The organism is Marinobacter sp. NP-4(2019) (assembly GCF_003994855.1).
Lineage (GTDB): Bacteria > Pseudomonadota > Gammaproteobacteria > Pseudomonadales > Oleiphilaceae > Marinobacter.
Map to the genome: position 1 here is coordinate 317573 of NZ_CP034142.1, position 12319 is coordinate 329891.

Sequence of the window (12319 nt, forward strand, 5' to 3'; positions counted from 1 at the left end):
TCCTGGCCGGTGTCCGGAGTGTTATTTGCTGCCGGATCCTGGTGTAGGGGGGCATCCATAAAATGGATGCTACACTTCAAAGCGCGCAACATGCTGACGCAGACCCGCGCTCAGATTCGCCAGTTCGGCACTGGCGCTCGATACCTGATCTGTCGAGGCAGCCGTTCGGTCACTGACGTCGCGGATGGCGGTGACGCTCCGGTTGATGTCCTCCGCGACGGAGGTTTGCTGCTCTGCAGCTGTGGCGATTTGCTGGTTCAGGCGAGTAATATTGTCGACGGCGAGGGTGATTTGCTGAATGGCTTTACCCGTTGAATGAGCGCTGTCCAGCGTCTGACCTGCCAGGCGTGCGCTACTTTCCATCACAATGCCGGTTTCTTCTGCGCTGTTCACCAGGTTGGTAATCAGTCCCTCAATTTCCTGTGCGGAACTCTGGGTGCGCTGTGCCAGTGATCTAACCTCATCGGCAACCACGGCAAACCCGCGGCCCTGTTCACCGGCGCGGGCGGCTTCAATGGCGGCGTTCAGAGCCAGGAGGTTGGTTTGTTCCGCCACGGATTTGATGACGTCCAGCACGGTGCCGATGTTACGGGTGTCTTCCTGCAGAGTCCCCAGACGTGCCGTGACCTGTTCGACCTGCTGGTTCATATCGGTAACCAGGGTCAGGGTTTCCTCCACTGCCCGCTCCCCGGTGCTGGCTTTGTCACTGGCATCGGTTGCGGCAGTCGACGCTTCTTCCGCGCTGAGAGCGACTTCGCCAACGGTGGCTACCATCTCGTTCATCGCCGTGGCGACCTGGTCGGTCTGGTCCAGCTGCTCCGTCATACCCCGACTGTTCTGTTCAGTGACGGATGACAGTTGGGTCGACGAGGAGGCAATTTCGTTTGCGTTACTGTTGATGCGGTTAACCAATTCGCGCAGGTTGACGATCATGGTGCCGAGTGCGTTCAGTAATTGCCCCGTCTCATCGTTGTGATTGCTATGAACGTCGGCACGCAATTCCCCCGCGCAACACGCTGGGCCGTGATCACCGCCTCGCGAATCGGTCTGGTGATAAGGCGGGTCAACAGCCAGGCCATAAGTAGTCCAAGGAGGATGATGGTGACGGTAGAAGCCGCCATGATCAGGCGGGCCTGCTGTCGTTCGCCTCTCATTGCAGTTACTTGTTGTTGCTGGAGGGTATTGCTGGCTTCCAGGCTTTGGCGGGCGGTGGTCACCATCTCCTGTTCCAGGATATCGGTGAGTTTGGTGTGCTCGGCAAAGGCCAGGAAGGAACTGGCGTAGGCGTCAAATAGTTCGTTTACCTTGTCTTTTTCGTCCTGATTCAGGGAAGAGGAGCGAATGGAGGCTTGGGCCCGCTCCAGCCGGTTGTTGAACTGGGTCAGGGCATCGGGATTTCCCGTTTGCAGATATGCCCGCTCATCCCGTCTCATTTGTTTGAAGATCGCAGACGCCAGATAGAGTCGATCTTCCGCATTCATTTGCGCTTCCAGGATGCGGCCATTCAGGGTGAGCTGCTCTCTGGCATTTTCGGTTTGCGCCAATACCTCGCTGACTTCCGTCAGCAGGTCAGAGTAGCGACGGGTGCCCTCAATGATCGCGGCCAGGAGCTCCGTCTGACGAGGGTCTGCTGGCCCGGCGCTGTCGGCGAGCTTCGTGGCGGTCTTTTCCGCTGTTTCCAGACTGAGTTGGGCTTTCTCGGCGAACCCGGTGTCGCCGCGGAGCAGAAGGTTTTTCTCCTCGGTTCGTGCAGCGAGAATGGCTCTTTCAATGGCACTGGTTTTGGCAGCGTTTGTTGCACTGTCGCCGTACGTGTCCAATGCTCCAATACCGATCAGGCCCAGGGCAACGGACAGGACAATGAGAATGGCAAAGCCGGAGGCCAGCTTAAGGCCAATCGGAAGATTGGCGTAGAGTCGGGTCAGCAACTGCATATATGCTCCCTGAGACTGTTGTTTTTATTGATAAAGGTGTCCGCCCCCAAGGGAGTCCTCAGGGGCGGTGATGAGCCGGATCAGCTCAGAAGAACAGATCCGGCAGGTAGGTGGCGATTTCCGGGAATATCATGATCAGAATAATGCCGACAATTTCGACGATGACGAAGGGAATGATCGAAGAGTAGATATCCTTCATGGTGATGCTCGGTGGCACCACGCCCTTCAGGTAGAACAGGTTGAAACCGAACGGCGGTGTCATGTAGCCGATTTCCATGTTGATCACGAACAGGATGCCGAACCAGATCGGATCGAACCCCAGGGATTCCACAATCGGCATGAACACCGGCAGGGTGATCAGCATGATGCCGACCGGGTCCAGCACCATGGCCAGGAAGAAAATGATGACCATCATGGCGATGATGATGCCCCAGGGCCCGCCGGGAATCATGTTCATCAGGCTCTCGATCAGGTCCTGGGCACCCATGCTCTGATAGGCGGCGCTAAAGGCGTGGGCCGCGAACAGGATCCACATGATCATGCCGGTAAGCTTGAAGGTCCGGACCGCCGCTTCCTGCAGGATGCTCCACTTGAGCTGCCTGTACACAGCCGCGGAAATCAGCGCGCCGAGCACACCCATGGCGGCGGCTTCGGTGGGTGTGGTGATGCCGCCGATAATGGAGCCCAGCACCATGACCACAACGCCGATGGGCAGCAGCACCGCTCGCAGGGCCCGAAGCTTCTCTGGCCAGGTGCCGCGCTCTTCTTTGGGCAGGGCGGGTGCCAGTTCGGGCTGCAGGTGGCTGCGCACCAGGATATAGATGGCGGTCAGCACCATCAGCAGAATACCCGGCATGATGCCGGCGGCAAACATCTTGCCCACGGATACGCCGGTGATCAGGGCATAAAGAATCATCAGGATGCTGGGGGGAATCAGTATGCCCCAGCCGCCGCCGGTGTTGATCACACCCAGGGCCATCTTCTTGTCATAACCCCGTTCCAGCATGGACGGCAGTGCGATGGTACCCATGGCGACCACTGCCGCGCCACTGATACCGACCATGGCAGCAAATACCGCACAGATACCGAGAGTACCGATGGCAAGACCACCCCTCAGGCCACCGCACCAGAGGTGCATCATGCGGTACAGATCCTTGGCGACCCCGGTTCGCTCCAGGATCATCGCCATGAACACGAACAGGGGGATCGCCACCAGGGTGAAGCTTTCCATCGTGCCCCAGATCTGCGAGGACACCATGTAGAAGGAATCGAATCCCCAGGTGAAATACAGGAAGACCACGGATACGCCGCCCAGCACAAAGGCCAGCGGCAGGCCGAGCAGCAGGAAAAACAGCAGGGAGCCGAAGAAAAGCAGGGTCAGGACTTCAATGCTCACAGTGCCTCTCCTTTCTCGTCTTCCTGGGGTTCGGGGGTGTAGTAACTGAGGTTGAAGGCCACTGCGATGTCTTCCAGTAATTTGACGATGCCTTGCAGAACCAGTAATCCAGTGCCCAGTGGAATGGCTGCCTTCACGGGCCAGATAGGCGGGTTCCAGGCGGAATAGGAGGTTTCCCAGCTGGCGATGGATTCGCTCGCCATATCGTAGCCGAAGTACAACAGCGCCAGCGTAAAGATGAAAAAGACCACCGAGGTCAGAATGTCGAGGATGGCCTGACCGCGAGGTGGCAGGTGCGAATGCAGCAGATCGACATTCACATGGCCACGATGGGCCATGATGTAACCACCCGACATGACCGCGTAGATGCCGAACAGCATCTGGGTCAGTTCGTTGGTCCACACGGTGGGTGAGTTGAACAGATAGCGGAAGGCCACTTCCATGATCAGGAACGCGAACATGGCGAAAACGATTAGCGCTATCCCGCGCCCGATAACATCATTGAGGCGGGTTACCCCTCGCATGAATGCAGTCAGCACACCCATTGGTATTCTCCGGGAAACGGTGAGTTCATAAGCAAGGCCGGGCCAGAATGAACTGGCCCGGCCGGTTTCAGGTGTCAGGCGCTTACAGGTAACCCAGCTCCGACAGGTAGTCTTTCAGCATCTCCAGCGCCTTCTTGGCGTTGTCGCTGCGTTTGCCTTCCTCATCCCACAGGCTCTGGGCGGTCTGGGTCAGGCGATCCTGCACATCATCCGGCAGGGTGTTGACCTGCACGCCGTGTTCGTTAATGGCCTTGGCCAGAGTGATGCGTTCCTTGTACAGGTACTCATTGGTTCGGAACCAGAACTGCTCAGCCAGCGCCTGCTTGACGATCTTCTGCATGTCTTCTGGCAGCTTGTCCAGGGCCTTCTGGCTGACAATGATGACGTCGGTGCCGGCAATGTTCAGAGCCGGCTGTACGTGGTGCTTGGCCACTTCATACAGACCCATGGAGAAGGCGCCCTGGGAAGCGCCCCAGTGGGCACCGTCGACAATGCCCGAGTCCAGCGCGGTGTAGAGCTCACCACCCGGGATGTAGGATGCGGCGGCACCGGCTTCGGTCAGGAAGGTCTGCAGTGCCCCGGAAGAGCGGATTTTCAGTTTGGTGAAGTCATCCCAGCTTTTGATCGGCTGCTTAACCACCATCTCGGTGGGGTAGACCTTGTCGGTTGCCCAATAAACGCCATGCTTGGCGGCCTCATCGCGAAGCATCTGCTCGAAGCCCAGGCCCTGGTGGAAATAGGCGGCTTCCCAGACGTTACGGAAGGCGAATGGCAGGCCGGAAGCGATACCGGCGAGGGAAATCTTGTCCTGGGCATAGGCCGGGGAAATGGTACCCATTTCCAGAATGCCCCGGCTGACAGCGTTGAAGATTTCCTTGGCCTTGAACAGTGAGCCGGCTTCGTACAGCTCCAGTTCCAGGCGGCCATCGGTGCGCTCTTCAATAATATTCTTGAGGCGAACCAGGCTGTCTTCATAGGAACTACTGGAGCCCGGCCAGTGGGACTGGACCTTCCAGGTGTAGGTTTCCTCGGCGGTAACCGGGGCGCTGGACAGGGCGGCGGCCAGGCCGAGAGCCAGGGCGGAGCCGTATACGGTCAGGTTTTTTCTGGCGGTGGTTAGCATTTTCATAGTTGGACCTCGATCATTATTGTGTTGGACGTCCTGTTCGTAATTTCGCTCTGCAGAACTAATGACTGCAGAATGAATCCGTGTGCCTGAATCTATCACACACTTTGTTTTTTGCAATAGGATAGTCGTCGACATCGATTACCAAAGTTTAGTTCATGGAGGAGCTCATCGTGGTTAACGCGCGACATCACTGGTTCAAGACCAGTAGGGTTCCCGCAGTTCCCGCTTCAGCACCTTGCCGATGGTGGAGCGGGGCAGTTCCGGGCGGAACTCAATGGCCGCCAGTCGTTGGGTCTTGCCCAGTTGCCCGTTGGCCCAGTCCAGGATCTCTGCTTCATCCTCCGTGTGGCCGGGCTTGCGCACGACCAGCCCCAGTGGTGTCTCCCCCCATTGCTCGCTGGGAATGCCAATCACCGCAACATCGGCGACAGCGGGGTGGGCCTGCAGCACCTTTTCCAGATCCACGGCATAGATGTTGAACCCGCCGGAGATAATCATGTCCTTGCGGCGGTCCAGAATGTAGACAAAGCCGTCTTCGTCGATGCGCCCCATATCACCGCTGCGATAGAACGCCAGACCTTCGGGACTGGTCCAGAGCATCTCTCGGGTTTGTTCTTCGCGGTTGATATACCCCCGCATCATCGAGATGGCGCGGCCCACGATCTCGCCGGTTTCGCCCTGAGGCAACTCGTTGCCGTCCTCGTCGATCACCCGGACTTCGGCGCCCTCTGTTGGTGTCCCGACCGAGTCCCATTTATCTGGATGGGCGGCGCAGTCCAGGCTGGTGGAAATGCCGCCTTCGGTCAGTCCGTACACCTCCCGGATGTTGCCAGGCCAGCGCTTCATGGCTTCCCTGATGACGTTCGCTCCCAGGGGCGCGCTGGTGCAGAGCTTGAGCTGGAACGAGGACAGGTCGAAGCGATCGAATTCCGGATCGGACAGGATGCGCTGATATTGGACCGGCACCAACATGGCGTGGGTCACGCGGTAGCGTTCGGCCAGTTCCAGGAACCGCCGGGCATCAAATTTCGCCATGAGTACCAGGGTGCCGCCGTGGAACAGAGTGGGCAGCATGGACACCAGGGTAGTGTTGGAATACATCGGCGTGGAGACCAGGTTAATGGCATCGCCGTCCAGTCCGAAGCGGCTCATACGGACCATCTGGCGCTGGCGGAAACGGTAGTCGTGAAGAATGCCCTTGGGAGTACCGGTGGTGCCGGAGCTGTAAATGACGTTGAACGGATCATCCAGGGTCACCGGCGCCGGGTCGGGCCTGGCGTCGATATCGCCCAGCCAGGACTCAAGATCCTGGCTCATCCCCGGGCCACGACCATCCAGTCCGATGCACTGATCGGGGCCGAGAGTGTCGAGTTTGTCGGCGACGTCTGCAAACAGCGAGGCATTCTTTTCGGATACAAACAGGAAGCGGGCACCGCAATCTTCCAGCATCAACGCCAGGCTGTCACCGCTGGCCATGCCTGAAAGCGGCACCATGCAGCCGCCGGCCACCAAAGTGCCCAGGTACAGCGCGACGTAGTCGATGCTGTTTTCCGATAACCCTGCCACGGCATCACCCTGCTCCAGTCCGGCGGACCTCAACCGGTTGGCAATGCGGTTGGCGCGCTCCACCAGCTTCCGCCAACTGAGCTGAGTCTCGCCATCAATGAGTGCGATATGGTCCGGGCGCTCCGTCGCCAGCTGCTGGATACGGTGGCCGAGGGCTTCCATGGTTTCCTCGGAGTCAACAGGAGCGTAGACAGGCATGTGCTGTGTGCTTTTCATTTTTCCGCCTCTCGGTGTTATTGTGTTTTATCTAGTGAAATTAACTTCCGAATATATTGACTCAAAAGCGGGTGGCGTGACAAATTACAGTCAAGATGAATTTTATGACGACGCAACAAACCACAAAAAAGGAGCATCGGCATGGGGCGTTTCGATAATCGAGTAGCCATCGTCACCGGGGCGGGTAGCGGCATCGGCAGGGCCACCGCCGTCAGACTGGCCCGCGAAGGGGCACAGGTTGTGATGATGGATCGCTCCGAAGCGGGCTTGCTGGATACCGAAAGCCTCATTCCTGAAAGTGCTGAAATTCTGCGCCGTATCGGAGATGTGGCCGACGAAGATCAGGTCAGATCACTGGTTGAGGAAACGATTGCCACCTTCGGCCGGATTGACGTGCTGTGTAATGTCGCCGGTATTGCCAGTACCGGCGGTGGTCACCCGGGTATCACCGGGAATGATCGCGATGAATGGGAGAAAGTCCTGTCGGTAAACCTGATCGGCACCATGCTGTTTATCAAGCATGTGGCGCCCCATATGCAGGCCCGGAAGCTGGGATCAATCGTGAATACCGCCTCCGTGGCAGGTATCCGTTCCGGTGCCGGTGGTAATGCCTACAGTGCGTCCAAGGCGGGGGTTATCAACCTCACCATGACGGCTGCCTGTGATCTGGGAACGGATAATGTCCGCGTGAATGCCGTGTGTCCGGGGCTGGTAGAAACCGGGATGACCCAGGCGGTTTTCGACTATGCCCGCGCTAATGAGAAGGCTCACAAGCTGGGCTCCCGTTGCGAGCTGCGCCGCTACGGTGCACCGGAGGAAATCGCGGCGGCCATCCTGTTTCTGGCCAGTGACGATGCCAGCTACATTACCGGTCAGGCACTGCCCGTGGATGGTGGTAACACCGCTTCTCTTAACCTGCCGGGAATGAAAGTCTGATGAATAACCAGCAGCACCTTATTACCAGTGCCAAAGACCTGCCGGGCTTTCACAATCTGCTGGGATATCACCATGTGTCCTGGGTGGATGGCGAGACCGTTATCGAACTTGAGGTCCGGCCTGAGCACCTGAACCTGGCGGGCGTCATTCACGGAGGGGTGCTGAGCTCCCTGATGGATATCGTGATGGCTGACGCGGGCACCTACTGTCCCTATCCGGGACGGCGCCGCAAGGCGCTGACCCTGACCATGACCACCACCTTCACCGGACAGTGTTCTGGTGGCGTAATCCGTGCGACCGGACGCAAGCGTGCCGGTGGTTCCCGCATTTTCAACAGTAGCTGCGAGATCCATGACGACAAAGGCAACCTGCTGGCCATGGGGGAAGGTACCTTCCGTATCCGTTCCGGCAGTGAGGGCCCTGAAGGGGTGCCGGTCTGAAACCCGTGAATACGGAAACACCAGCGACTGGCCTGAAGTACACCAGTTTACCGAACCAACGACAATGAGAGGTAGCGGACATGTTTGAACTGTCTGACAAGGCGAAGAAGCTGCAGGCGCAGCTGAACGAATTCATGGATGAGCATATCTATCCGAATGAACACAAGCACCATGAGCAGGTCGAGCAGGCGGAGAACCGTTGGGCTCCCGTGCCGATCATTGAGGAACTGAAGGTCAAGGCCAGGGCTGCCGGTCTGTGGAACCTGTTCCTGCCGGAAAGCGAGTTCGGCGCCGGTCTGACCAACTACGAGTACGCGCACCTGTGCGAAGTCATGGGCCGTTCGGCCATGGCTCCAGAAGTGTTCAACTGTTCCGCGCCAGACACCGGCAATATGGAAACCATTGCCCGCTACGGTAATAAAGAACAGCAGGACAAGTGGCTGAAGCCGTTGCTCAATGGCGAAATACGTTCCTGTTTCTCCATGACCGAGCCGGACGTGGCTTCTTCCGATGCCACCAATATCGCCTGTGAAATCCGCCGCGAAGGCGATGAGTATGTGATCAACGGCCGCAAGTGGTGGTCTTCCGGTGCCATGACCACCACCTCCAAGATTGCCATTGTTATGGGTAAGACCAATCCGGATGCCGAGAAGCACAAGCAGCAGTCCATGGTCCTGGTGCCGCTGGACACCCCGGGCGTGAAGATGATTCGCCCGCTGACGGTGTTTGGTTACGACCATGCGCCTCACGGCCATGCCGAGATTCACTATGACAACGTGCGGGTGCCGGTGGAGAACATTCTGCTGGGTGAGGGCCGTGGTTTTGAAATCGCCCAGGGCCGCCTTGGGCCGGGCCGAATTCACCATTGCATGCGTACCATTGGCGTTGCCGAGCGCGCGCTGGAGCTGATGTGCCAGCGTGCCAATGCCCGCGAAGCCTTCGGCAAGCCGCTGTCCAGCTTCGATTCCATCCGCAAGGACATCGCCCGCAGTCGCATCGAGATTGAGCAGGCGCGGTTGTTGACGCTGAAGGCGGCGCACATGATGGACACCGTCGGTAACAAGGTGGCCCGTCAGGAAATTGCGATGATCAAGGTGATTGCGCCGAGCATGGCGCTGAAGGTCATTGACCGTGCAATTCAGGTTCACGGTGGCGCCGGTGTGTCCCAGGACACCTTCCTGGCGGAAGCCTGGGCCAAGGTGCGGACCCTGCGGCTGGCGGACGGCCCTGATGAGGTGCATCTGGATTCGGTGGCCAAGCTTGAACTGAAGCAGTACCGGTAATTTTTTCAGCCCGGTACTCCGGGGGATTGAACGGTCGGGAAGGGGCCTTCCCGCTCGATCCCAAAGTTTTGAGTATGAGGATCATGTTATGACTAACCCGCTTTTTGATATGACCGGTAAGGTCGCTTTAATCACCGGTTCCACCAAAGGCATCGGCCGTTCCATCGCCGAAGAAATGGCCCGCCTGGGCGCCAAAGTCGTGATTTCCAGCCGCAAGGCCGACGCCTGTGAACAGGTCGCCAACGAGCTGAAAGAGCAGGGCTATGAGGCCATCGCCATTCCCTGTCACGTGGGCAAGAAAGAAGACCTGCAAAACTTGGTGGACAAGACCAACGAAGCCTGGGGGTCCATCGACGTACTGGTGTGCAATGCTGCCACCAACCCGGTCTATGGCACCACCGCCGAAATGACCGACGACGCCTGGGACAAGATCATGGACACCAACGTCAAAGGCACCTTCTGGCTGACCAATATGGTGCTTCCGCAGATGGCGGAAAAAGGCGAGGGGGCTGTTGTACTGCTCTCCAGCATTGCCGGTATCCGCGGCAACACCACCATCGGTACCTACGGCGTCTCCAAGGCAGCAGAAGCAGCTCTGGCGCGTAACCTGGCGGTGGAATGGGGCCCAAAAGGCATCCGTGTTAACAGCATTGCCCCCGGCCTGATCAAGACTGACTTCGCCAAGGCTCTCTGGGAAGACCCGGTCCGCGTAAAGCGCGCCGAGGACAAAACCCCGCTGCGCAGAATCGGCGATCCGGTCGATATCGCCGGCCTGGCCGTTTTCCTGTCCACCAAGGCCAGCGCCTATATCACCGGACAGGTTATTGTCGCCGACGGCGGCGAAACGATTTGTTAAGCAGGCATCACCGATAGTATGCCGAGGCAGGTGGGTGGGGGTGTCTTTGTGCAGGGAACAAAGGTGTCTGAGCGAAGCGAGTTCTTTTTCCCGGAGCAAAGACACCCCCACCTGCCTGCCGCTGCCCCCATTACCGGGCCGATACGTAATAAATGAAGGCAACAGTAAAGATGAGCATGAACCCTGAACTGGTAGACGTCCTGCCAGCCCACAAATTCGATGAAGCCAAACTCCTGGCCTGGCTTCAGCAAGCCATTCCGGACTTTGGGACAACGCTGGGCGTAAAGCAGTTCCAGGGTGGGCAGTCCAATCCCACGTTTCTACTGGATACTGACAGCGGTCAATACGTGCTGCGCAAAAAGCCGCCCGGAAAAACGCTGCCATCCGCTCACATGGTAGAGCGGGAATACAAAGTCATGCGGGCTCTTTCCGAACACACCGACGTGCCGGTGCCTGCCACCAGAGTCCTGTGTGAAGACATCGGCATCATCGGCACGCCATTTTACGTTATGGATTTTCTCGAAGGCCGGATTGTCAGCCATCCGGCGCTGCGGGCGCTGGACCGTCGGGAACGGATGCCTGCGCACATATCGGCCATCGATACGTTGGCTGCATTGCACTCTGTAGATGTGAACGCCGTCGGACTCAGTGATTTTGGTCGCCCGGAGGGCTATGTCGCCAGGCAGGTTGCCCGGTGGACGAAACAGTATCTGGCGTCCAAGACCGACGATATGCCCGCCATGGATAAACTCATGGAGTGGTTGCCGGAGAACCTGCCGTCTACCGATGAGTGTGCCATTGCCCATGGCGATTATCGCTTCGGTAATCTGATGCTGGCCCCGGACGAGCCGGACGTTATCGCCATTCTTGACTGGGAACTTTCGACGCTTGGCCACCCGCTGGCGGACCTGGCGTACTACTGTCTGCCGTACCACCTGCCGTCGGATATGGAAGGCTCCCGTGGTTTGCTGGGGGAAGACCTGGAGGCACTGGGCATTCCCGATGAGCAGGAAACCATTGCCCGTTACTGCAAACAGACCGGCCGTGATGGTATCGCCGACTGGCATGTGTACCTGGCGTTCTCGCTATTCCGTCTGGCGGCGATTGTTCAGGGCGTTTACGCCCGCGCGCTGCAAGGTAATGCCGCCAATGCCGATGCCCTGCAAGTGGGTAAGCGCGCAAGCCAGCTGGCGGAGGTGGGCTGGAAAATTGCCAGTGAGGGAGACCGGTCATGAGCATATCTATCGTCCGTCGCGTTCTGATTACCAACGACGATGGCATCAACGCTCCGGGCCTGGCGATTCTCGAGCGTATCGCCCGCAACCTGGCGGAAGAGGTCTGGGTGGTGGCACCGGAGCATGATCGCAGTGGCGCCGGTCAGAGCATTTCCATCCACGATCCGCTGCGGGTGTATGAAAAAGGTGAGAACCGTTACGCCGTGTCCGGCACACCGGCCGATTGTGTGTTGTATTCGTTGGCCCAGTGGTTCGGGGAGACCCCGCCGGACCTGGTGCTGTCCGGGGTGAACTGTGGCGCCAACATCAGTGACTCAGTGCAGTACTCCGGAACCGTGGGTGCAGTGCTCAGTGCCGAGCACATGGGTATACCCGCCATCGCCCTGAGTCAGGCCTTCCTGAGTCGTGAGGGTGTGGACTGGTCGCCGGTGGCGGTCTTCGGTGAACAGGTTGTCCGCAAGCTCTGGCAACCCGGCGACAGCCGCGCCTGGAATGTGAACTTTCCGGCTTGCAACGCCGATGCGATTCGACAGGCCCGGTGGTGTCGCCAGTCCACCGGTTCAATTCAGCGTCCCCGCCTGCTGGCGGGGCGGGATGCCCGCAGCCTGCCTTACTGGTGGCTGGGGTTTGATCGCAGCTCCCGGCACATCCGGACGCCGGATGAAGATGTCACTGTGCTGCGTGAAAAAGCCATTGCCATAACACCGTTGCGTCATTCGGAAGCCTTGCCCGGTGGCTCCGAGGTATTTGAGCTGGCCGCTACGGCGGCCCACTGATTTGTAT

Annotated in this window: 12 protein-coding genes; 6 read left to right on the forward strand and 6 right to left on the reverse strand. The window is 58.6% G+C overall.

Translation table 11 applies throughout. The features are described 5' to 3' along the window. Positions 1–69: 69 nt before the first annotated feature. The 6 genes from EHN06_RS21340 to EHN06_RS01435 form a co-directional block, all read right to left on the reverse strand. Positions 70–999 carry a methyl-accepting chemotaxis protein gene (locus EHN06_RS21340; protein WP_228257383.1) on the reverse strand — a complete coding sequence of 310 codons (930 nt, stop codon included), beginning with the start codon at positions 997–999 and terminating at the stop codon, positions 70–72. Further along, on the reverse strand, positions 948–1934 hold the full coding sequence (locus EHN06_RS21345; protein WP_228257384.1) for a hypothetical protein: 987 nt from the start codon (positions 1932–1934) through the stop codon (positions 948–950). Before EHN06_RS21345 ends, EHN06_RS21340 begins: the two co-directional genes overlap by 52 nt. A gap of 85 nt (positions 1935–2019) precedes the next feature. Continuing rightward, the gene (locus EHN06_RS01420) at positions 2020–3330 is read right to left on the reverse strand and encodes a TRAP transporter large permease (RefSeq protein WP_127329502.1); all 1311 of its coding nucleotides are present in this window, start codon (positions 3328–3330) and stop codon (positions 2020–2022) included. Beyond that, positions 3327–3875, reverse strand: a complete 549-nt coding sequence (locus tag EHN06_RS01425) for a TRAP transporter small permease subunit (RefSeq protein ID WP_127329504.1) — start codon at positions 3873–3875, stop codon at positions 3327–3329. Before EHN06_RS01425 ends, EHN06_RS01420 begins: the two co-directional genes overlap by 4 nt. A gap of 82 nt (positions 3876–3957) precedes the next feature. After that, on the reverse strand, positions 3958–5004 hold the full coding sequence (gene dctP / locus EHN06_RS01430; RefSeq protein ID WP_127329506.1) for a TRAP transporter substrate-binding protein DctP: 1047 nt from the start codon (positions 5002–5004) through the stop codon (positions 3958–3960). Positions 5005–5199: 195 nt separating this feature from the next. Further along, positions 5200–6786 (reverse strand): class I adenylate-forming enzyme family protein, encoded by a 1587-nt coding sequence (locus EHN06_RS01435; protein WP_127329508.1) that lies wholly within the window; start codon positions 6784–6786, stop codon positions 5200–5202. A 141-nt stretch (positions 6787–6927) separates the two neighbouring features. Between EHN06_RS01435 and EHN06_RS01440 the strand changes: the two genes are divergently transcribed. From EHN06_RS01440 to surE, 6 genes are all read left to right on the forward strand, one after another. Then, a complete protein-coding gene (locus EHN06_RS01440; RefSeq protein WP_127329510.1) occupies positions 6928–7722 on the forward strand; it encodes an SDR family NAD(P)-dependent oxidoreductase in 795 nt (264 codons plus the stop codon). Further along, on the forward strand, positions 7722–8162 hold the full coding sequence (locus EHN06_RS01445; RefSeq protein WP_127329512.1) for a PaaI family thioesterase: 441 nt from the start codon (positions 7722–7724) through the stop codon (positions 8160–8162). The genes EHN06_RS01440 and EHN06_RS01445 overlap by 1 nt, the downstream gene beginning before the upstream one ends. An 80-nt stretch (positions 8163–8242) precedes the next feature. After that, entirely contained in the window at positions 8243–9445 is a 1203-nt protein-coding gene (locus tag EHN06_RS01450; protein ID WP_127329514.1) for an acyl-CoA dehydrogenase family protein, read from the forward strand. An 88-nt stretch (positions 9446–9533) separates the two neighbouring features. Then, positions 9534–10301, forward strand: a complete 768-nt coding sequence (locus EHN06_RS01455; RefSeq protein ID WP_127329516.1) for an SDR family NAD(P)-dependent oxidoreductase — start codon at positions 9534–9536, stop codon at positions 10299–10301. Between the two features lie 170 nt (positions 10302–10471). After that, entirely contained in the window at positions 10472–11536 is a 1065-nt protein-coding gene (locus EHN06_RS01460) for a phosphotransferase (RefSeq protein WP_127334307.1), read from the forward strand. Beyond that, on the forward strand, positions 11533–12312 hold the full coding sequence (surE, locus tag EHN06_RS01465) for a 5'/3'-nucleotidase SurE (RefSeq protein ID WP_127329518.1): 780 nt from the start codon (positions 11533–11535) through the stop codon (positions 12310–12312). The genes EHN06_RS01460 and surE overlap by 4 nt, the downstream gene beginning before the upstream one ends. Positions 12313–12319 lie beyond the last annotated feature (7 nt).